Origin of the sequence: Martinezella dioscoreae, assembly GCF_009176305.1 — a bacterium.
Classification (GTDB): Bacteria; Pseudomonadota; Alphaproteobacteria; order Rhizobiales; family Rhizobiaceae; genus Rhizobium; species Rhizobium dioscoreae.
Window position 1 is genome coordinate 1,168,865 of the sequence record NZ_BLAJ01000001.1, and the last position, 22,157, is coordinate 1,191,021.

Here is a 22,157-nt window from a genome sequence, read left to right on the forward strand (position 1 = left end):
AACGCCCGGAACTGGTTTCCGGGCGTTTTACCTTATTGCCGCTTGCCATGGTCTCCGGAGGAGAGAGTTCATGATCCGCAATCCGATCCTGCCGGGGTTCAATCCGGATCCGTCCATCTGCCGCGTCGGCGAGGACTACTACATCGCGACCTCGACATTCGAATGGTATCCGGGCGTGCAGATCCATCATTCGCGCGACCTCGTGAACTGGACCCTGGTGAGGCGGCCGTTGGAGCGTGCGTCGCAGCTCGACATGCGCGGCGAACCCGACAGCTGCGGCATCTGGGCACCTTGCCTCTCCTATGCGGATGGTCTGTTCTGGCTCGTCTATACCGACGTCAAGCGCTATGACGGCAACTTCAAGGATGCCCATAACTACATCGTGACCTCGCCGACGATTGAAGGCGAATGGTCCGAGCCGGTCTATGTCAACTCCTCCGGTTTCGATCCGTCTCTGTTCCATGACGATGACGGACGCAAGTGGTTCGTCAACATGCAATGGAACCACCGCACGGAGAGCTATGGCGGCTCGCCGAAGACGCCGGCCTTCGACGGTATTCTGCTGCAGGAATGGGATCCAGCGACGAAATCCTTGAAAGGGCCGATCAGGAACATCTTTGCCGGCACGGAGCTGGGACTGGTCGAGGGGCCGCATCTCTTCAAGCGCAACGGCTGGTATTATCTGACCACGGCAGAAGGCGGCACTGGTTACGATCATGCCGTGACCATGGCGCGCTCCCGCGACATTGCCGGGCCGTACGAACTACATCCCAACAAATACCTGATCACCTCGAAGGATCATCCGGAAGCGGCATTACAGCGCGCCGGCCACGGACAATATGTCGAGACGCATGACGGACAGTTCTATCATACGCATCTTTGCGGGCGGCCTCTGCCGCCGCATCGCCGCTGCACGCTCGGCCGCGAGACCGCTCTGCAGAAATGCGTCTGGAAAGAGGATGGCTGGCTCTATCTCGAAAACGGCACCAGCGTTCCCGATGTCAATGTGGCCGGCCTGAACGGTGCGGTGCCGATCGAGAGGCCGCGCCGTAGCGGTTACAATTTCGATCAGGCCAGACTGCCAACGGATTTTCAGTGGCTGCGCACGCCGCAGCCGGAACGCATTTTCAGCCTGACGGACCGCCCCAACCATTTGCGGCTTTTCGCACGCGAAAGCATCGGTTCCTGGCTCGAGCAGGCGCTCGTCGCCCGTCGCCAGGAGCATCACAGTTTCCGCGCCGAAACGGTTGTCGATTTCCAACCCGACACCTACCAGCAGGTTGCCGGCCTGACCCATTACTACAATCGCTTCAAACTGCATGCCATCGCCGTGACCTTGCATGAGAAGCTCGGCCGCTGCGTCACCATCATGACCTGCCCGGGCGATTATCCGAACGGCCGCCTGAGTTTTCCGATCGAGGGTGGCGTCGCAGTGCCCGATGGGCGGATCCAGCTTGCCATGGAGGTGCGGGACAACGATCTGCAGTTCTTCTGGCAGGACGAGGGCATGGGCGCATGGCAGGCGGTCGGGCCTGTGCTGGATGCTGGCGTCATCTCGGATGAGGGCGGGCGCGGCGAGCATGGTTCCTTCACCGGTGCTTTCGTCGGCATGTTTGCTTTCGACACGTCCGGCCGGGCAAAGACGGCGGATTTCGACTGGTTCAACTATGATGAGTTATAAGACTTCCAGTGGAGCAGGCGCCTGGCCGAACCAATCGCATCCATTACGGAATTGTAATTCGACTGTCAGACTCGTTTCATGTCTGTCACGATAAATTCGCGTGCAGATTCTGAAATGAGGAAACAACCAATGAGAAAAATCTTCACTGTTCTTCTTGCGGCGTCCATTATCGGAATGCCGCTGGCTGCAACTGCGCAAGTCAAGGCTGCGCCCGCTGGCAAGCAGGCTGTCGTCCAGAAGGAAGTGGTGAAGAAGAAGGTCGTCATCCGTAAGGGCGGTTGGGTCAAGGGACGCCGCCTGTCGGCCTCCGACCGGCGGCGTGCAACGGAAATCGACTACCGCGCCTATCAGTTGTCCGCACCCCCGCGCGGCTATCACTGGGTTCGCCTGAAGAACAACTTTCTCCTCGTCGGCATTACCAGCGGTTTGATTTCGAAGGTGCACGAGGCCCGGTAAACCCGGATGGGGCTACTGCCAAGCAAAGTAAGGGCGGCCGAGAACCGCCCTTTTTCGTGCCCGAAAACTATGGAGCAGCCTGAAACAGAAATCCCCGGCATCTCTGCCGGGGATCGCTCATTCGTTCTTTGTCTATCTCAGCTTAAGCGACCCGCTGCGTGCGCTAGCATGGTGTAGACCTTGCCGGTATCTGATGTGAGATAGGATTGCGTGACCGTCTTGTCGCGATCGGTGCGAGCAACGTCGGTGAGCAGCTTTTCGAAATCGGCGATGTAGCGATCGACTGCGGTGCGGAATTCCGGCTCGCGGTCGTATTTGCGCTTGATCTCATCGAAGGTCTGCTGGCCCTTGAGCGTATAGAGGCGGCGTGTGAACACGTCGCGTTCGCCGCGCTGGTAACGGCGCCACAGATCGACCGAGGCGTCATGATCGATCGCGCGGGCGATATCGACCGAAAGCGAGTTCAGCGATTCCACGACATGGCGCGGGTTGCGTGCAGCAGGAGCAGGAGGCTGTTCAGCCGGCGCTTTCGGTGCCGGTTGACGGGCTGGCTGGAGACCAGCATTTTCATCACGCGATGCGCCACGCAGCAGATCGCTGATCCAGCCGCCGCCGGCTGCTTCCTGACGGGCAGGAGCTGCTGTTTCCGCCGGACGCTGCGGCTGTGCCGCCGGGCGCTCGGCCGGGATCGACCCGCGCAAGCCGAGGGACTCGATCGAGGGCGGCTGCGGTGCCGGGCGCTGTGCGGGCTGCTGGACGACCGGCGGCTGTTGCACCGGTTGCTGCGGAGCAGGTTGTTGCTGCCGCGGAGCTGCAGCTGCCGGGGCAGGTGCGGCGGGTCGTGGCGCAGGCTGCGCATCCGCCAGGGCACGGGCTGCAGGCTCGGAAATCTCCAGCTGCTGCGTCGAGCGGCCGACGATCTGCGAGATATCCTGCAGGGCCTTGATCTGTTCAGCAACGGCGCGACGCATGGCTGCGGCGCTTTCCTTTGCCTCTTCCGGAAGGTCGAAGGCACCCCGCTTCAGTTCGCTGCGGGTGAGGTCAAGCTCGCGGCGAATATCACCGGCCGAGCGGCGGATCTCATCCGTCGCACCGGCGAAGCGGCCGATTGCGTCATCGACCGCAACGCGCAGGGTTTCGCGCAGTTGCTGGGCTGCCGTCTCGGAGGTCTTGCCGGCGTCGGCGAGCATTTGCTCGACCTCTGACAGCGAGGCCGTGAGACCGCCACGCAGGCGATTGGTGAGATCGCTGGAGCGGCGCTCGGCATTGGCGAATGTGTTTTCGACAGCCTGGTTCGCTTCCTCGCCGGCCTTCTGCAAGGCGGCGCGCATGTTTTCTGCCGCATCTTCGGCGCGTTTCTCGGCGTCGGAAAGAACGCGGCCGATATCGCCGAAGGAGGACTGCACGCTTTGGCGAAGGTTGCCGGTCACCTGGTTCGACCGCTGCTCCGCCCGATCGAAGGCTGTTTCCACCATCGAGCCGAGGGCGCGCATGGTGTTTTCGATCTCCTCCGAGCGCTGAACGAGGCCGACGGCCAGATTCTGCAGTGCCGTTTCGCGCTCTTCCAGCGTCGATACGAGGTTTGACTGGGCGGCGCCCAGGAGCTGGGATGCCTGCGTCAGCACCTTGGAGTGATCGTCGAAACGACCGACGATGCTGCCGACCTGCGACAGGGTCTGGCCGGTTATCTCCGACAGCTTGTCGACCTTGCCTTCGAGGAGGCGGCTCGACGCCGAGACCATCTCGCCGGCTTTCGCGGCAGATTCGGCGAAGCGCGACGAGGTTGCGGTGAGGCGATCGTCGACGTTTGCGAATTCGGTGGCCGCATTGGACAACAGGCCGGCAATCGCCGAGTTGTTGTCCGCCAAGCGCGCAATGATGCCGTTGACGCTTGCAAGCAGGTTGTTTTCGAGCGCGCTGACCGTGTTGACCGCATGCTCTGTGCGCGATGAGATCGCGTTGATGAGAGCGGCGTTTTCAGCGCGCAGGCGCTCCGTGCTTTCCTGAGCTGCTGCAGAGATAAGAGCTGCAGCTTCCTGACCCGTTGCCGCGTAGCGATCAACGATCGGGCGAGCCTTTTCGTCGATGAGGCGCGACAGCTCGGTAGAACGTCCGGCAAGCATCGAATTCAGCTCGCGGGTACGCTCGTCAAGCGAGGTGCGGATGGATGTGCCACGGGCTTCCAGCGCCTTGTCGACATCGGCAAGCGTCGAGCCGATTTCACGGGCTCGCTCTTCCAGAGAGCTGCGGATCGCGGTGCTGCGCTCGTCGAGTGCGCGCTCGACCTGGGCCATGGAGGCAGCAATCTGCTCGCTGCCGCCGGCAAGCGTGTTGCGAATAGCTGCGCCGCGGGCTTCCAGCGATTGTTCCGCGGAAGACAGGGCCTGGGAGATCGTATTGACCTGATTGCTGACGAGCCCCTCGGCTTCGGCGACCTTGTTGACGATCGCATTACCGGCTTCCGAGAAGGTCTGGGCGACGGCCGCAGCCTGGCTTGCCAACCGGTTCTGCGTTTCCGAGACACGGTTGACGAGGTCGTTGGAGCGCTCGGTCATGGCGCGGGCGAAGGCATCACTGTGGTTGCCGAGGTTTTCGGCGAATTGCTGGCCGGTGTTGGCGAGCAGCTCGGCCGTGCGCGTCGCCTCCGTGTCCATGCCTTGCGCGGCGTCGGCGACGGCCGTGCGCAGCGTGGTGGCCAGATTGGCGGCCTTGCCTTCGATCGTGCGATTGACGGCTTCGAGGCCGACATTGAGGGCACGGTCCATGGTTGAGAGCCGCTCTTCGATGCGGGCGGATGCCTGGCTGCCGCTGTCGTCGATCTTCGCCGCGCCACTCGCCAGCGTATCGGAGAGGCGGTTGCCGGCAGCGTCGACCTGAGCGGCAACGCCTGTAACACCTTCATTGATGCGGTTTTCAAGAGCTGACAGGCTAGCCTCGACCCGCGAGCCGGTCTCGGCAAAGCGGTTCGTCATGCCGTCGATCGACTGGTTGAGGTTGGACGAGAAGGTTTCGGCCGAGCGCGCGATGTCGCCTGCGGCCTGCTGGATACGGCCGGCAATGTCGCCCGCGCCGCTATTCAGCCGCTCTTCCAACATCCTTGCGCTCGCGTCGATGGTCTGACGCAGAGAAGCCTCGCGATCTTCCAGCGACATTTCCAGCATGCTGGCGCTGGTAGCGATCGAGGTGCCGATAGCAGTCGTCTGCTCCATCAGCGTATTGTCGATCTGCGCATGGGCGTCACGCAGGGCGAGATTGATCGCATTGCTGCGATCTTCCAGCGTGGAGCGCATACGCTCGTAGGCCGAGGCCAGGTTCTGATCCATCTGCGACAGACCGGCACCGAGGGTGTTTTCGAGCTGACGGGTGGTGGTGCCGAGAACGGTCTCGACGCGATCGCTGTTGCTGCCAAGCATTTCGGAGAGGGCGCTCGTATGGGCAGCGAGCGAGCGGTCCAGGCGATCCTGGTTTTCGCTATAGGCGGCACGAATGGCATCCGCCTTGTCGCCAAAGGCGCCGGCGACGCGGGACTCTGCGCCGGAGACGCTGTCCAGGAGTGCGTTGGCGCGGTCTTCCAGGGCGCTTTCGAAACGGTTCTGGTTTTCGGCGAGCGAGATCGCGAAGGCCATGCTCTTGTCATCGAGCGTGTTGGTCAGTGCCTCATGACCGCTGGTGACGGTATGGGCAATGGCCTTGGCGCTGTTGGAAAGAGTGTCTTCGAGCTTCGCGTGGCCTTCCGAAAGGGCGATAGCCAGGGCCATCGTCCGGTCGTCGAGGCTGTTGACGATCCTGTCGTGAGTGCCGGCAACCGTTTCGGAAAGGGCGTCGAGACGGCTCGATACCGCATCCTCGAGGCGTGACTGGGTGTCGGAGAGCGAAATGGCAAGCGCCATCGCCTTGTCGTCCAGTGCGTCGGCCAGCGCGTTGTGGTTGCTGCTGAATGCGTTGGTGATCGCCTCGGCGCGGTTGGCAAGCGTTGCTTCAAGGCGCGACTGGCCGGAGGTCAGCGCATCGGAGAGTGCCCGTGTCTTGCCTTCGAGCGTATCGGCAACGCGTTCGGCGTGGCCTGAGACGGTATCTTCGAGACGGGCCTGGGCCTCCGACAGCGTGATGGCGAGTGCCATCGTCTTGTCGTCCAGTGTGGCGCCGACGCTTTCCGCATGGCCGGAAACGGCGTTTTCAAGGCGGGCCTGGCTTTCGGAGAGGGCAACGGCCAATGCCATCGTCTTGTCATCCAAAGTGCTTGCAACGCTTTCCGCGTGTCCGGCTATGGTGCTTTCCAGGCGGGATTGGCTTTCACTCAGCGCGATGGCGAGCGCCATCGTTCTGTCGTCCAGCGCCTCGGTCAAAGCATTGTGGTTGCCTGCAAATGCCTTGATGATCGCCTCGGCGCGGTTGGCGAGGGTTTCTTCGAGACGAGATTGGCCGGAGGTCAGAGCGGCCGCGAGCGCACTGGTCTTGCCTTCGAACGTGTCGGCGACGCGATCGGCGTGACCGGCAACGGTTTCCTCCAGCCGGGCCTGGCTCTCGGAAAGCGCGATAGCGAGCGCCATCGTCCTGTCGTCGAGGGCATTGGTGACGCTTTCGGCGTGACCGGAGACCGTGCTTTCGAGACGAGCCTGACCCTCGGCGAGCGCACGCGCAAGGTCCTTGGTCTTCGCATCCAGGGTACCGGCAACGTGTTCCGCATGACCGGAAACGGTGTCTTCCAGGCGGGATTGGCCCTCGGAAAGCGCAATAGCAAGCGCCATCGTCTTGTCGTCGAGCGTGTCGGCCAGCTTGCTATGGGTGTCGGCCATGGCACTGTTGATGGCATCGGCGCGGCTCGCCAGCGTGTTTTCGAGGCGCAACTGGCTTTCGGCCAGTGAAATGGCCAGCATCGAGGTGCGTTCGTCGAGCGCGGCGGTCAGATGCTCGTGAGAACCGCTGACGGCATTGGTGATCGCTTCCGAACGTTCGGCAAGCGTCTGCTCGAAACGAGACTGGTTGTCTGCCAGGGCGCCGAAAAGCGCGTTGCTGCGAGCGGCCATCACGGCATCGACGCGCTCATGGGCGGAACTCAAAGCCTGCGTGATCTCGCTGGTGCGGGCAGAGAGGGTATTGTTGATGTCATTGGCGCGACCGGTGAAGGCCGAGGTCAGTTCTTCCGTGCCACTTTGCAGGGCGGCGGAGACGTCGCGCGTAACACCCTGCACGGCGGAGGTGAAGGCGCCGGCATGCGACGCGAGCGTGGTGTTGAGTTCGCTCGTGCCCGAGGTGAGGGCCGAGGAAATGCCAGTCGTGGCGTTCTGCAACGCCGACGTGATCTCGTTCGCCTTGGAACCGATGGCGCTTTCGAGCACTTCCTGTCCGGTTGCCAGCGTCGTTGCCAGTGCGAGGGACTGATCGGTGAGATGCGAACCCAGGCGCTCGATGCTGGAGGTCAGGATGCCTTCCAGCGCATCGGAATTGCTGCCGAGCGACTGATTGATGCGGGCGAGGCTTTCCGTGAGCTTGGTATCCAGGGTGCCGGCGCGCTTATCGAAGGCCGAGGTGAATTCCGATACGCGCTCGTCGAACGCCGTCGAAAGCTGTGCGATGGTCGACTGGAAGCGCTCGTCGAAGAAGCCGGAGCGCAGATCGATGTCCATGATGGCATCATCTGCGGTCGACTGCAGGCTTTGACGGAAGCTCGCGCCCTTTTCGTCGAGGGCCGTGTTGAGGCGGGACAGAACAGTGTCGAGCGTGCCGGTAATGGAACGTTCGCCACCGGTGAGGCTCTCGCTGATTTCCCGGGTGCGGGCAACCAGCGTCTCGTTGAGCTGGCGCGCACGTTCGTTCAGTGCAGAGTTCAGCTTTTCGGTGTTGGCATCGAGCGTCGACGCGCGCGTTTCGAACTGGCCGAGCAGCGCGTTGCCGCGTTCGGCAAGGGTCGAGGACAGAGATTCCAGGCGGGTGTCGAATTCGTGGCTGAGGGCGAGGCCCGAAGCGTTGAGGTTCTGAAGCAGGCTGTCTGTCTTGGCGGCAAGGAGGGTACCGAGGGCCTGGACGGCGGAATCCGATTTCTCCATCAGCGCGGCGGCGCGCGTATCGATCATCGATGCGAAGGCTTCGCCCGAGGTCGAGAGGCGCACGGCGATTTCCTCGGTCGCCAGCGACAGGTCTTCCTTGATCTGATCGTGCACGCCGGAGATTGACGAGCGGATCCGCTCGGCGTGATTGACGATGGCGTCACGCTCGGTACCCAGCTCGTGGACCAGGCTGCGCACGCGCAATTCGTTGTCGGCGTAGCTGCGCTCCAGCGCATTGACCTCGGTATGGACGAGGGTTTCGAGCTCCGTGGCGCGCGCAATGGTGCGTTCGATGCCTTCGTTCATGGCCGAGACTTCGCGGCGCACGGCCTGACCGACCGTCATGATACGCTCGGATGCAACGGTTTCCGGCTCGACGAGACGCAGAGCGACTTCCGCCATGGAGCGGGCGGCATTGCGCATGTCGTGCGCACGCGAAATCATCATGCCGAAAGCATAGAAGAGCAGCACCGGAACGATGATGCCGACTATGCAGGCGATGACGCCTGGAAGGGCTGCGAGATCCGCGATCGAATGGATGTTTCGGATCTGCGTGCCATAGAGCATGAAGGCGAGGCCGGCGCCGCCGATGATCCAGAACAGCGAGAAGATCGTGGCGTTTCGCACCGCGTGGCTCTGCGAGGCTCCGTCGAGCGCTCTCAATATGCTAGCGGAACTCGCCCGGCTGCCGTCATTGGCGGCTGCAAGGTTCGGGTTCTTCGGCGCCTCGGCGGGGCGGGGCGGGGTAGCAGGGGCGGCGGTGCTGCGTGCGCCGCCATTCTTGCGGGCGGCATCATCCCTGGTCTGCTTTATCGGCTGTTTCGGCGGCTCAGACACATTTCGCTCCGGGACATCGGGCGTAGTGCCGCTGCGGGACTCCAAGCTCTCGTCACTGAAATCGATCTGCAGCGCTTCGTCCAATGCCTGAAAGGCCTTGTCCTCGACCGACTCGATGTACTTTTTGTTCGCCATGCGGTTACGCCTCGTTACAACTCACTCGGGCTTGCCGTGTCTTTTCCGGTAATTCCGCCGCGTCCGGAAAAGACGAACCCTGCCTCCCGCGGGTCTTCCGCCTTCGATCAACATCGAATTTGGATTTCCCATTACATTCAGAGTGGATAACTGGTTTTTCAAACGGATGTTATGAAAACATTACCATCATCCACTTCCGGGGCAAAGGCATGTGCCATCTACCCAATTTACTAGTATCGTAGTGACACATTCCCCCAGTCATGACAATTAATTCCACCTTAAAGCCAGTGGATCGTTAAGGTGACATTAACCTTGTTTATCTGTTCAACGCCATGAAAACCCAAGATTTTGAGCATGTTTAACGCACGTTAACCATGTCTGGAGTTTTCGGCCCTCAATGTGCCAAAATTTAACTGGATGGCCATGCCCGAGCCGCAACTATGCGGCAGGTCCCTAAAACAGTCATAGATAAATGACGGGAGCATTGGCACATGGCAGCTTTGAACATCGCATTTGAATCTCCTGATAATTCGCGTGGCGCGGCTCCGTCGCGGGAGCGGGCGATCGATCTCGTCCATCTCGGCAAGCAAACGATGGGCGACAAGGCACTTGAGGTCGAGGTGCTGCAGATGTTCGCAAGGCAGGCCCGTTCCTGTCTGCAGGAGATCGGCAGCGGCGATCCCAAGCGAGTGGAGGCCGCATCGCACAAGCTGAGGGGCGCTGCCAGCGCCGTTGGTGCCTTCCGCGTGGCGGATGCGGCTGGAGCGCTCGAAAGCAATGTCGGCGACGCCGCTCACATGGCAGCGGTCACAACCAGCGTCATCGAGGCCGAAAACTTCATTTTGAAGCTTTCGCGCTGAGCCGATCCGCTCGACGATCAATGATGTGCACCCTTGCGCCGCCGGACGGGACAAACCGTTTCGGCGGCGCAAATGTTGACTGCCCCATCGATTTGTTGGAAGTAAAATTCCGATCACCCTTCATTCACGAAATATCGGAATTCACCCACATGACCAAATTGACCATCGTCGCCTTCGACGGGACGCGCTTTGACCTCAATGTCGACGAGGGCTCCACCGTGATGGAAAATGCCGTACGCAACTCCGTTCCAGGCATCGAAGCGGAATGCGGCGGTGCGTGCGCCTGTGCCACCTGTCATGTCTATGTCGATGAGGAATGGACCGAGAAGGTCGGCGGCCCGGAAGCCATGGAAGAAGACATGCTCGACTTCGCCTTCGACGTTCGTCCAAACTCGCGGCTCTCCTGTCAGATCAAGATGAAGAGTGCGCTGGACGGCCTTGTCGTCCACGTGCCGGAGCGGCAGGCCTAACACCGGACCTCTGGCACGTCCCGCTCGATCCGTTGCGATAATCCCGCTGAGGGTCGAATGCCCAAAAAAGATGCCCCGCTCAGCTGGTGCAGCGAGCGAGGCGAGGCGGGCGCATCACCGCAGGCAAGGGAGGAAACACCTGCGGCTTCAGGACGCGCCAGGAGAACACTTAGCGCATGCTTTAAGAAACAAACCCGACTGCGCCGAAAAGCGAAGAAACCCGCCAACGCAGGTACTCAAAATCGATCCTTTTGCGACATCCGCCTGGTCTTCTTCGAATCAACCAGTGCGTTTGTCTCTGTAATTGATAGGAAAAACCTATTTCAGATTCTCGTAAAGTTCAAAGAGCGACGAGATCAGACGATTCACAGGATATAGTGACTGATTTCCCACAGTTGGCGCTTCTGATCGCCTTTTGCACCGAAGGTAGTTTTTGAAAGGCTACTGCCGGGCACCTTGGCGGCTGCGATAGTGGAGCAGCCTCTGCATCCGGCTCGTGAAATTGATCGCTTCGATGCGGTCGAAGCGCGCCTGATCGGCATCGTGCCGGTCGGTTTCCCGCGACGTCACCTCATTTGCCCTTTCCTGAAGCGCATCGCAATTGCCGGCTGACGGCAGAGACAGGATCTGCCTTTCCATCTGCCGCGCGTGCTGGCGGGCGATTTCGACATGCCGGTCTTCATGGCGCCGGATATCGGCGGCCAATGTATCCCAGATCATGGAAAGCTGCTTGCTGGCATGCCGCCGGTCACGCCAGCGCGGCAGAATGATTTCCGTATCGACCGTAACCTTGACGCCGGAAATATAGCAGCGGCCGTTTGCTTCGCTGTAGGTCGCATTGCCGCCGAAGCGGATTCTCGTCGCACCGGGATGGTGACTGCTGGAGCCGATCGCCAGCGGTCCGCGCTGGTTCAGGGCGGCATCGAGCTCGTCGGCGGTGCTGCCCTTGATGTCGAAATAGGAAATGGATTTGCGGGCGATGACTTCCGCGCCGGCTACATTGGGTATGCAGAACGCGAGCAGCAATGCACACGAAAGACTGAACTTATGGGATGCAAGCGGCATTCGTGTCGCTACCATGTTGAACTTCTGCGAACCTTGCGGCATAGCCACTGTGAGCGCAATATCAAGCGCGAGGTTTTTTCCTTTTCAATGGGATGGACGGTTCGTGACGGAGCTTCGCAGCCAAACCTGGCATGTCGCGCATGGCCGCAGTATCGATGTCGGCGGACAAAGCGTCATCATGGCTATCGTCAATGTGACGCCGGATTCCTTTTCCGACGGCGGGCATTATGAGGCCGTCGATGCGGCCGTTGCCCATGCGCTGGCCTGTGTCGAGGACGGGGCCGGCATCATCGATATCGGCGGCGAATCGACCAAACCGGGTGCCGCCGCCGTCAATGCCAGCGAGGAGCAGGGGCGGGTACTGCCCGTCATCGAAGCCTTGCGCGGCAGGACCGATGCGCTGATTTCCGTCGATACGTATCGCGCCGATACGGCGCGGCTGGCGATCGGCGCCGGCGCGCATATCGTCAACGATGTGTTCGGTCTGCAGCGCGAGCCAGAAATTGCCACCGTGGCGGCGCAAACGGGTGCTGGTCTCTGCATTATGCATACCGGGCGTGAGCGGCAGAAGCTGCCTGACGTGATCGATGACCAGCTTTTCTTTCTCAATCGCTCGCTGGAGATTGCCGCTGCGGCCGGCGTCGACAGGCAGACGATCGTGCTCGATCCGGGCTTTGGCTTCGCCAAGGAGAATGCCGAGGAAAATCTCGAGCTGATGACGCGTTTCAATGCTCTGCTGCGCTTCGAGCTGCCCCTGTTGGTCGGCACCTCGCGCAAGCGGTTCGTCGGCACTATAACGGGTCGCGACGCAGCCGATCGGGACGTCGGCACTGCCGCAACCAGCGCGATCCTGCGGTTGCAGGGGGCTGCGATATTCCGCGTACACAATGTCGCAATCAACAGGGACGCGCTGGCGGTTGCGGATGCTATTCTCAGGACGCGCGCGAGACTTAAAGCATAATGCTCGAATGCAGGGAGCGGTTTTCGGACCCGATCGCGCCTGTTCGAAACGGAGAGACGCCATGAGCGCTGTGACATACACCATTACTTTGCAGAATTGCGCCTTCTTTGCCCGGCACGGCGTCCATGATGAGGAGGAATTCCTTGGCCAGCGCTTCTTCGTCGATGCCGAACTCGATGTCGAAGCCGGCGATGCGCTGGAGCGTGATTCGATCGACGACACCGTCAATTACGGCATCGCATTCAGCGTCATCGAGGAAATCGTGACCGGGCGCCGACGCTATCTGATCGAGGCGCTGGCGCTCGATGTGGCGAAGGAACTATGCCGTCGTTTTCCGGGTATCCGCCGCGCCAAAATCACGGTACGCAAGCCCAATGCCCCGGTTCCGGGCGTTCTCGATTATGTGCAGGTGAGCATTGAGCATTTTGCCTGAAGGTGTAGCCGTGCGGACGACGCTCGGTTTGGGTGGCAATCTGGACAACCCGGTCCGCGCCATGGCGCTCGCCTTGCGCACTCTGGATGCCCGTGCCGATTGTCAGGTGATTTCGGTGTCTCGGCTTTATCGTACGCCGCCCTGGGGCAAGACGGACCAATCCTTCTTCTACAATTCCTGTGCTGCGGTCGATACGACCCTCACGCCGGAAGCCTTGCTGGACGTGTGCCTCGACATAGAGCGGCAGATGAAGCGGGTGCGGATCGAGCGCTGGGGGCCGCGAACGATCGATATCGATGTGCTGACCTATGGAGATCTGGAACAGGTCGAGCCGCTGCTCACCATTCCGCATCCGCGAATGGTCGAGCGTGGTTTCGTGCTGATGCCGCTTGCCGATTTCGCCGCGGATCTCGTGGTCAAGGGTAGGGCAGTCGCCGATTGGCTGCGGGATGTTGATGTCGAAGGTATCGAGGTCGCGGACGAAAACCGTGACTGGTGGCGAACCGCCTGAACTGGACCATATGACTATAAAGAGAGAGGCCGGCAAAATTGCCGGCCTCTCTCTTTGTGAGTTGCTGTCGGACGCTTACTGGATCGATCCAACCGCCATCTGGTCGACGTCGGCGCGCTTCAGCGTGACGCCGATGACTGGCACCATCTGTTCGCCGACCTTCACCGAAATGGTGACGTTCATCGACTTGCTGTCCGGAACGCGGGCAATCATGGCACCGTTCAGCTTCTGACGGTTCAGTCCAAGAACGACCGTATTGTCGTTGACTGTGCCGGAGGTGACATCGAGGCCCTTGCCGGCCGCACCATCCAGGAATTTTCCGCTATAGGAGCCGCCGCTCTGCGTGATCTCGGCCGACATCGGCTGCTGGAAGACGCCGACGCGGCAGGTGCCGTCGAGCTTGACGCCGGCGCTGCTGCCATCGGATGGCTTGCCCGTGAGATTGCAGGTGAACTTCGTGCCTTTGTACTTGCCGGCAACGATCTCGCCGGGGCCGCTCCATGTGCCCGAGATCGACTGGAAGAACGCCTTGTCGCGGGGAGCCGCTTCGGCTGATTGCGTCCAGGCGCCGGTGGAGATGGCTGCGGCGGCAAGGCTGCTTACAAGAAGAAATCGACGCGAAAACATGGACATTCCCTAGCGAGGCGAAACCGTGAAACTGGTTGTCACTTTTGCCCGAGAATGGTTAATGCTTGGTTTCCGAAGGTGCTGAAGTCCCTAATTTGCAGGTCATCACGCCGGGTTGCGGCCGGTGACATTCGGCGTGAGGTCGCCGGCGAAATCGGTAATGCCCGGACGTTTGAGCGCCTTGAAGGGAAGCGGTCGGCAAAGGTCCATGGCGGCGATGCCGATTCTCGCGGTCATCATGCCATTGACGACGCCCTCGCCGAGGCGTGCGGAGAGTTTCGACGCCAAGCCATGACCGATCAGTTGCTGGACAATGCTGTCGCCGACTGCGATGGAGCCGGTGACGGCGAGGTGGGCAATCACATCGCGCATCAGCCTGGCCATGCCGAGCGTGCCGGGTCTGCCGCCGTAGAGTTCGGCCATGGCGCGGACCAGTTTGGCCGCTTCATAGAGAACGTAGAGAATATCGACGAGGGCACGCGGGCTGACGGCTGTTACCACCGACACGCGTTTCGACGCGCCGAGAATCAGCGCCCGGGCGCGGCGGTCGAGTGGGCCGAGCAGCTCGCGTTCGGCAAGATCAATGAGCTGAGGCGCATCGATGATGTCGTCTTCTGCAGCCTTCAGGGTCGCGCGGCCTCTCGCCGTGTCTGGATTGGCTTCGAGTAGAGTGCAGAGTCGCTTGACCAATGCTTTGGCGCGCGCCGGTCGGGTTTCGACGATGGCAGCTTCCGCCTCCGCCTTGATGGTCTGCACGGCGGCGAGCCGCATCATTCCTGCGGTCTCGCGGATGACTATGGCAAGGACGGCCAGAATGCCGATGGCGACGACCGCAAGGGCGGTATAGCCAAGCCAGTCGGCCCGGCTGAACAGGTCGCGGATGAGCTGATCCGTCCAGAGGCCGAAGGCGAGGGACACGAGAATGCCAAGCGCACCGAGCGCCACCTTGCCGAAGGAGAATTTCTTGCGGCGGGGCTTGGCGATGGCAGTTGCATCCGAATCGGCGCCGAGGGCCGGATTGATGAACGGATCTTCCGCGTCGGGCGTCAGCACGATGTCGGTATCGAAGCTTTGCGGCTTGCGAACCGCTGGTGGTGTCGCTTCTTTTCTGGAGGTTTCAGGTTCCACCGTGAAAGCGCCGGGACGACGATTGCCGTTCGGCTCGTTTTCGGTCGATTTCGTCATGCGAGACGGTCTCCGAACAGGAACTGCATGGCGCGGTCGAGGCGGATATGCGGCACGGAAAGCTTGATGCCTTCACCGGTTTCATCGAGCTCCGGCGGACGAAACCGGACAACGTTCACCTCGGGCAGATGGACCTTCGCCCCATCCGATTCAAGGGCTTCGAACAGCCAGCGCGGATTTTCCGGCAGATCGCCGGGGAAGATCGCCGTCTTGCGGTTGCCGTCGAAAGCCTCGCCGGCGATAGTTTCCTTGTCCATCGGCGTGCCGACGATGACGGGAAGCGTCTGGCCGTCGCGGGTCACGGTTGCCTCGCGGGTTGCGCGCACCGAGGCTATGGCCATGACCTCTATGCCGGCACCCGCCATGCCGATGCGCTCGATCGCACGCTCGACGAGCCGGCGGGTGAGAGCCTCCAGGCGGTCGTGGCTTTCATGATGGAGGTGGTCGGCTTTGGTCGCGGCCACTAGCACACGGTCAATTCTACGGCCGAGCAGCGAGGAAATGAGCGAATTCGTGCCGGGTCGGAAGCAGGCCAGCACGTCCGTCAGCGCCCGTTCCAGATCCTGCACGGCTTCCGGGCCGCGATTGATGGCCTGCAGGGCATCGACAAGGACGATCTGCCGGTCGAGGCGTGCGAAATGTTCGCGAAAGAAGGGTTTGACGACAACGGACTTATAAGCCTCGTAGCGGCGTTCCATCATCGCCCAGAGTGAGCCCTTCGGCGCGCTACCTTCGGGGGGCAGTTTCAGCGGCGCGAAGGTGAGGGCCGGCGAGCCGTCAAGATCGCCAGGCAGCAGGAAACGGCCGGGCGGCAATGTCGAGAGTGAGCGCTCATCGGATTTGCAGGCTTTGAGATAGTTCGCAAAGGCGGTGGCGAGGTCGCGTGCTTTCATTTCATCCGCCGATGCTGCGATGTCTGCCGCCTCCGTCATGGCAAGCCAATGACGTGAAAGCTCGGCGCGAATGCCGGTGTTTGCCAGAGCCAGCGTTTCCTCGCTGAAGGTACGGAAATCCTTGGCGAGCAGCGGCAGGTCGAGCAACCATTCGCCGGGATAGTCGACAATATCGATGGAGAGGCGGCCGGGGGAGAACAGGCGGTTCCAGCCGCTGGCGCTTTGATAATCCAGCGTGATACGCAGCTCGGAGATGGCACGCGTCGAATCCGGCCAGATCCGGTCTTTGACCAGGGCACGGATGTGGTCCTCATATTGAAAGCGCGGCACGGCATCGTCCGGCTGCGGCTCGAGGCGGACGGCGGAGACGCGACCGGATTGCACCGGCTCGAACAGCGGCAGACGTCCGCCATTCAGGAGATTATGCACCAATGAGGAGATGAAAACGGTCTTGCCCGAACGGGAGAGGCCTGTAACACCCAGACGGATCGTCGGATTGACGAGGCCGGCGGCGCGATCTGCCAGATTGTCAAAGGCAATGAGGGCGTCGTCGGTAAAAGAGGTCAGGCTTGGGGGCAAGGCGGGATCCCTGGATGACAGTGTGGCCGTGAATATAGGGATCGAAACTCGCGCCGAAAAGGTGAGCAGATATGGCTCTGCAATCACTCGCGAGCGGGATTGCGGCTCATATTGGTAAGTCCCTACTCGGTGACAAAATCCGTCAGAGTCCAGCCTGACGATGTCGCATCGATTACAGCAAGGCCGGCTGTCGGAAAACCACGTGGGAGGGCATCGGCGAAAGCCTCATGTCCGATCAGCGCGGCGAGCGTCAGCTCGATGATCGGATTGTGCGCGACCAGCATGACGGACTCCTGGTCGGTCTGCGCCGAGATGAGCGACAGATAAATATCCGGCGTGCCGTTATAGAGCGCATCGACAAAGCGGAATTCCGTTGAGGGCGTGACGGCGCGGCGCATGGCAGCGGCCGTCTGGCGACAGCGCAGGGCGGTGGAGGAAATGACGAGGTCCGGCTTATAGCCTTTGCCGACCGCTTTCTCCGCGACGATCTCGGCCGCCGCATAGCCATTGTCGCTCAAGGGGCGATCGAAATCCTTCTGTCCGGGCGTAGCCTGCCGCGCCTCGGCATGGCGTAGAAGATAGATCCTGGACGGCGGCGGCGAAATTCTGGTCATGGCGAAATTCCGGGGCTCGATTTCCCCAATGAGGTAGCGTCTGTTCGCATGCGCCGTCAACTGCGAGGCGATCCGCGAGAGGGCGAAATGCCTCGCCTTCACGGGAAGGTTACGAGCGCGGAGAATCGGGGCTGGCGAGAAGAAGTGATGAAAAAATAGACCCTTAGCCGAATTTTATGACAAATTTAAAAATCAGTTGACAGCATCTATTTGGCTTGAATCGGTACTATTGGTTGGGATATACAGCCCAGCCATATGAGATGTTCTTCAGGAGAATCGCGTTGAGTGAGAAGATCGATCTTAGCAACTATGTGCCCTCGGAAGACGAGGAATTCATGAATCTGAACCAGCGAGCTTATTTTCGAGCGAAGCTGATAGCATGGAAAAACGACATCCTTAGAGAAGCGCGCGAAACCCTGGATCATCTAGCAGAAGAAAGCGCAAATCATCCCGATCTTGCTGATCGGGCTTCCTCGGAAACCGACAGGGCCATCGAACTTCGGGCTCGCGACCGCCAGCGCAAACTCATTTCCAAGATCGATGCCGCCTTGCAGCGTATTGAAGATGGCACTTACGGCTATTGCGAAGAAACCGGCGAGCCGATCGGCTTGAAGCGTCTGGACGCTCGTCCCATTGCCACCTTGTCGATCGAAGCACAGGAACGCCACGAGCGCCGCGAAAAGGTTTATCGCGACGAGTGAATGACGCTTCGGTTTCGACCGGGCTTATGGAAAAAGGCACGACGCGGATATCCGTCGTGCCTTTTTCCATTCCGGCGGTTGAGAGGACGCGGCCTATTTGTCGCGGCTGACGCTCATTTCCCCGAAGATGCGAGCGACTTCTTTCTGAAGGGCGCTGTCGGCTCCGGTCAGCGGTGCAAGTTCGGGTTCGACGCGTTTTGCGGGGCTTGAGACGGGGGATGGCGCGGCATTTGGCTGCTGCTGCACCTGCCGTGGTGCCGGCGCGTTCGGAATGATCCGTTCGGCGGTCAAGTTCTTCGACATTTCCGCTTCGAGGATGCGCTGGAAATCGTTGCCAGGCTCGGCAGCAGGCGTCGGCGCCGATCCGACGGTGGGTTCGACTGCCGCCTGGCGCGCGGGAGCAGGCTGCTGCTGCGGCAGGACAACGTGGCGAGCGGCATCCAGTATGTCGGCTGCCTCAGCCTCGCTGATTGCCGGAGCGGGTTGTTGGGCGGGTTGCGGCGGCTTGACAGGGGCGGCTTGTGGGTGCTCGGCAACCTGCGGCACTGAAGCGGGTTCCGTTGCAGGCGCAAGGCGGGGTTCGTTGCGCAAATAGGCTTCGATCTTGTCTTCGGCGGATTGCTGGCGCTGCGGAAGCGCTGCGGGAGGAGCTTCCACCGCAGTCGCTTTCTGCAGCTGCGACTGCCTCTCTTCAAATGCCATGGGGATATCGACCGGCGTCGTCGCGGCTCCAGCCCGGGTGGCATCGGAAATGCCCGATTCGATGACGATGTCCGTTGGGCCGCCGATCATGATCAGATGTTCGATCCCATCGCGTCGCACGAGCACGAGACGGCGGCGGGCATCGACGGCGGCGGCATCCAGCACCTGCAGGCGAGGCTGACGGTTCTTGCCGCCGCGCACGAAGGGAGAAGGCGCTCGGTTGCGCATGATCCACAGAATGCCAATGAGTACGAGCAGGGCAATGCCAACTCCACCGGCTGCGAGAAAGAAGCGGCTACCATAGGCTCCGGCGATATCGTCCAACATATCGAGATACTCCGTAATTGTCCCCGATGTCGCGGTTTACAGCGCCGCGCGCCGGATGTGACGCGCAAAGGTCGCTGTAGTACTTTAAATCCACTGCATAATTTTACCCTTAAATCGAATCCTATTTAAGGAATTATGCGGTAGGCGCAACTGTTGCGGGTAATGCTTTGACCGTGACCCTTCTATATCGCGATCATATGAACAGGATTGCGCCGGAGACAAGATGCGATTGCAGGCTGTTGTATTCTATTGCTTGTGAATTCAAGTCTTTCTGGTCCGGCAAAGCTTTTTGCGGATGACGCAAATTGATAAAGAAGATTCGAAAGGTCCGGCTCCGGCGACCCCAAGGTGTATGACATGTCGCGAGGAGAACGGCCGGTACGAGGGGTTTATGACGAAGCAGCGTCCGTCCGACGAGTATAGCGTGCCGCTGGTGGATCGCGGAGTTCGTTCTGGAACCGTGCTGCGCATCATCCTGCTCGCGCTCGTTCTCGTGGCCGCGGCGGCGGCCTTTGTCGTCTTCAAGAACCAGCTCGACAATGAAGCGGTTCTCGGCGGCCTTGGCATTCTCGCCATGGTCGGCATCTTTTTCCTGGTCTCTTCGATCATCGGTTTCGTCGAGGTCATGCCGCAGCCGCAGTCCGACAGTCTGGCGCGGTCCTTCCTCAACAGCCATCCCGACGGAACGCTGATTACGGACGAGAAGGGGCGCATCGTTTATGCGAATGCCGCGTACGGCCGCCTGACCGGTGCGACGAAAGCGACGGAAGTGCAGTCGCTGGAAATGCTGCTGTCGCGAAATCGCGAATCCAACGAGGCTCTCTATCGTCTTGCTAATGGCCTGCGCGATGGCAATGAGGGATCGGAAGAGTTTCGCCTGCTGAAGCCGCTCGGCCCGGTTGACGGAAGCGGCAATAGTGCACATTGGTACCGGCTGAAAGCGCGGGTGCTGCCGCCGGAGCAGGGCAGCAGCAAGGTACTGCATATCTGGCAGGTCACCGACATCACTTCCGAGCGTGACGATCAGGAACGTTTCTTCAAGGAATTGCAGAACGCGATCGATTATCTCGACCACGCGCCAGCCGGCTTTTTTTCCGCCGGACGCAAGGGCGAGATCTTCTATCTCAATGCAACGCTTGCCGAATGGCTGGGCTTCGATCTGACCAAGTTCGTACCGGGCTCGATGACCATAGGCGATCTCGTCGCCGGCGAGGGGCTGGCGCTGATCCAATCGGTGCAGGCGGAACCGGGTCTCAAGAAGACGGTGACGCTCGATCTCGATCTGCGCCGGTCCAATGGCCAGAGCCTGCCCGTACAGATCGTCCACAGTGTCACGTCGATGCGCGACGGCGCGCCCGGTGAGAGCCGCACCATCGTCCTGACCCGGCAGAACGGCGGGGATACCGAGCAATCGGCCTCCGCCGCCGCGATGCGTTTCAGCCGCTTCTTCAACAATACGCCGATGGCGATCGCGTCCGTCGATGGCAACGGCCGCATTCTGCGGACGAATGCGCCTTTCCTGAAGCTCTTCTCGGATCTCGTCTCGCGCGATGATATCGAGCGCGGTGCCGCCCTTGAGAACGTCGTCAACGAAAGTGATCGGCCGCAGCTGCAGCAGGCGCTGGCGGCCGCCAAAGACCGGCAGGGCGATATTCCGCCGATCGACTCTCGCAATCCGAAAGACGAAACGCGGCATTTCCGCTTCTACGTGAATGCCGTCATCGACCAGACCGATGAGGCGCCCGAAGAGGCTGCCATCGTCTATGCGGTCGAGGTGACCGAGCAGAAGGCGCTCGAAACACAGATGGCGCAGACGCAAAAGCTCAATGCCGTCGGCACGCTTGCAGGCGGCATCGCGCATGACTTCAACAACGTTCTAACGGCGATCCTGCTTTCATCAGACCATCTGCTGCTTCAGGCGCGACCCTCCGATGCCAGCTTTGCGGATCTGATGGAAATCAAGCGCAATGCCAATCGCGCGGCCGTGCTGGTTCGGCAGCTGCTCGCCTTCTCGCGCAAGCAGACGATGCGGCCAACGGTTCTCAATCTGACCGATGTGATCGGCGATCTCCGCATGCTGGTGGACCGGCTGCTGTCGGGTACGCATGTCAAGCTCGACGTGGATTACGGCCGCGATCTCTGGCCCGTCAAAACCGACCTGTCGCAGTTCGAACAGGTGCTCATCAATTTGTGCGTCAATGCCCGCGATGCCATGCCGGGCGGCGGAACGCTGACGCTGCGCACCCGCAATCTGCTTGCGGCCGATGTCAGCGCCTTCAACTATCCCTATCTTCCGCATGAGGACATGGTGCTCGTCGAGGTCAGCGATACCGGCACCGGCATCGCGCCCGAAATCATGGACAAGATCTTCGAGCCCTTCTTCACGACCAAGGAAGTCGGCAAGGGCACCGGCCTCGGCCTTGCGATGGTCTATGGCATCATCAAGCAGTCCGGCGGCTATATCCAGCCGGAATCGGAAGTGGGCAAGGGAACGACCTTCCGCATCTTCCTGCCGCGGCACATCGTCGAAATGCCCGCGGTGACCGAGACGAAAGTGTCGGAAAGCCGCGATGTCGCGGCCATGGACCAGAGTGTCGGTATAGCCGCCTCTGCAGAAGAACCGGCCGATCTCACCGGCAAGTCCGCAGTCGTTCTGCTTGTGGAGGACGAAGAGGCGGTACGCCGCGGCGGCAAGCGCATGCTCGAGACGCGCGGCTACACCGTCTACGAGGCCGGGTCCGGCGTCGAGGCGCTGGATATCATGGACGAGCTCGACGGCCAAGTCGATGTCGTCGTCTCCGATGTCGTCATGCCCGAGATGGATGGTCCGTCGCTGCTACGCGAATTGCGCAAGAAATATCCGGATCTGAAATTCATCTTCGTTTCGGGCTATGCCGAGGATGCTTTCGCGCGCAATTTGCCGGCGGATGCGCAATTCGGCTTCCTGCCAAAGCCGTTCTCGCTGAAGCAGCTTGCCGTCGTCGTGCGCGAGACGCTGGACAAGAACTAACTGAGGGGCGTTTCGCGCCTCTCCATGTTGCCGATTGCGGAGCAACAGTGTAATCAACCGCCC

Annotated in this window: 16 protein-coding genes; 9 read left to right on the top strand and 7 right to left on the bottom strand. The window is 60.9% G+C overall.

The genetic code is table 11. The features are described from left to right. Positions 1 to 70 precede the first annotated feature (70 nt). Complete coding sequence (locus tag GDN47_RS05645; protein ID WP_152092763.1) at positions 71 to 1,681, top strand: glycoside hydrolase family 43 protein; 1,611 nt, start codon at positions 71 to 73, stop codon at positions 1,679 to 1,681. A 129-nt stretch (positions 1,682 to 1,810) separates the two neighbouring features. Further along, a complete protein-coding gene (locus GDN47_RS05650; protein ID WP_152092764.1) occupies positions 1,811 to 2,137 on the top strand; it encodes an RcnB family protein in 327 nt (108 codons plus the stop codon). A 137-nt stretch (positions 2,138 to 2,274) separates the two neighbouring features. Here GDN47_RS05650 and GDN47_RS05655 read toward each other — a convergent pair whose 3' ends face one another. Then, positions 2,275 to 9,156, bottom strand: coding sequence for an apolipoprotein A-IV repeat region-like domain-containing protein (locus GDN47_RS05655; RefSeq protein ID WP_152092765.1), 6,882 nt, complete (start codon positions 9,154 to 9,156; stop codon positions 2,275 to 2,277). A 491-nt stretch (positions 9,157 to 9,647) separates the two neighbouring features. Between GDN47_RS05655 and GDN47_RS05660 the strand changes: the two genes are divergently transcribed. Both GDN47_RS05660 and GDN47_RS05665 read left to right on the top strand, forming a co-directional pair. Then, the gene (locus GDN47_RS05660) at positions 9,648 to 10,016 is read left to right on the top strand and encodes an Hpt domain-containing protein (RefSeq protein ID WP_113332610.1); all 369 of its coding nucleotides are present in this window, start codon (positions 9,648 to 9,650) and stop codon (positions 10,014 to 10,016) included. 149 nt (positions 10,017 to 10,165) lie between these two features. Beyond that, positions 10,166 to 10,486: a 2Fe-2S iron-sulfur cluster-binding protein gene (locus tag GDN47_RS05665; protein ID WP_015340086.1), complete on the top strand. Its 321-nt coding sequence runs from the start codon at positions 10,166 to 10,168 to the stop codon at positions 10,484 to 10,486. A 441-nt stretch (positions 10,487 to 10,927) separates the two neighbouring features. Here the strand turns inward: GDN47_RS05665 and GDN47_RS05670 are convergent, their stop codons facing one another. Beyond that, positions 10,928 to 11,551, bottom strand: coding sequence for a DUF922 domain-containing Zn-dependent protease (locus GDN47_RS05670; RefSeq protein ID WP_113332619.1), 624 nt, complete (start codon positions 11,549 to 11,551; stop codon positions 10,928 to 10,930). A gap of 103 nt (positions 11,552 to 11,654) precedes the next feature. On the opposite strand from GDN47_RS05670, the gene folP reads away from it, so the two are divergent. The 3 genes from folP (at position 11,655) to folK (ending at position 13,456) form a co-directional block, all read left to right on the top strand. Continuing rightward, positions 11,655 to 12,512, top strand: a complete 858-nt coding sequence (folP, locus tag GDN47_RS05675; RefSeq protein ID WP_152092766.1) for a dihydropteroate synthase — start codon at positions 11,655 to 11,657, stop codon at positions 12,510 to 12,512. 61 nt (positions 12,513 to 12,573) lie between these two features. Next, entirely contained in the window at positions 12,574 to 12,945 is a 372-nt protein-coding gene (folB, locus tag GDN47_RS05680) for a dihydroneopterin aldolase (protein WP_069613040.1), read from the top strand. Continuing rightward, positions 12,929 to 13,456, top strand: a complete 528-nt coding sequence (gene folK / locus GDN47_RS05685) for a 2-amino-4-hydroxy-6-hydroxymethyldihydropteridine diphosphokinase (protein ID WP_371865489.1) — start codon at positions 12,929 to 12,931, stop codon at positions 13,454 to 13,456. The genes folB and folK overlap by 17 nt, the downstream gene beginning before the upstream one ends. A 75-nt stretch (positions 13,457 to 13,531) precedes the next feature. Here the strand turns inward: folK and GDN47_RS05690 are convergent, their stop codons facing one another. The 4 genes from GDN47_RS05690 to GDN47_RS05705 form a co-directional block, all read right to left on the bottom strand. Next, entirely contained in the window at positions 13,532 to 14,083 is a 552-nt protein-coding gene (locus GDN47_RS05690) for a hypothetical protein (RefSeq protein ID WP_113332607.1), read from the bottom strand. A gap of 105 nt (positions 14,084 to 14,188) precedes the next feature. Continuing rightward, on the bottom strand, positions 14,189 to 15,268 hold the full coding sequence (locus GDN47_RS05695) for a YcjF family protein (RefSeq protein ID WP_152092767.1): 1,080 nt from the start codon (positions 15,266 to 15,268) through the stop codon (positions 14,189 to 14,191). Continuing rightward, a complete protein-coding gene (locus GDN47_RS05700) occupies positions 15,265 to 16,740 on the bottom strand; it encodes a YcjX family GTP-binding protein (RefSeq protein WP_152092768.1) in 1,476 nt (491 codons plus the stop codon). The genes GDN47_RS05695 and GDN47_RS05700 overlap by 4 nt, the downstream gene beginning before the upstream one ends. 122 nt (positions 16,741 to 16,862) lie before the next feature. Next, positions 16,863 to 17,354, bottom strand: coding sequence for a SixA phosphatase family protein (locus tag GDN47_RS05705; RefSeq protein ID WP_069613203.1), 492 nt, complete (start codon positions 17,352 to 17,354; stop codon positions 16,863 to 16,865). Positions 17,355 to 17,635: 281 nt separating this feature from the next. On the opposite strand from GDN47_RS05705, the gene dksA reads away from it, so the two are divergent. After that, positions 17,636 to 18,055, top strand: a complete 420-nt coding sequence (dksA, locus tag GDN47_RS05710) for an RNA polymerase-binding protein DksA (protein ID WP_004109001.1) — start codon at positions 17,636 to 17,638, stop codon at positions 18,053 to 18,055. A gap of 93 nt (positions 18,056 to 18,148) precedes the next feature. Here dksA and GDN47_RS05715 read toward each other — a convergent pair whose 3' ends face one another. After that, positions 18,149 to 19,084 (bottom strand): flagellar biosynthetic protein FliO, encoded by a 936-nt coding sequence (locus tag GDN47_RS05715; protein ID WP_113332605.1) that lies wholly within the window; start codon positions 19,082 to 19,084, stop codon positions 18,149 to 18,151. Between the two features lie 391 nt (positions 19,085 to 19,475). Between GDN47_RS05715 and cckA the strand changes: the two genes are divergently transcribed. Further along, positions 19,476 to 22,094, top strand: a complete 2,619-nt coding sequence (gene cckA / locus GDN47_RS05720; protein WP_113332604.1) for a cell cycle histidine kinase CckA — start codon at positions 19,476 to 19,478, stop codon at positions 22,092 to 22,094. Positions 22,095 to 22,157: the final 63 nt, after the last annotated feature.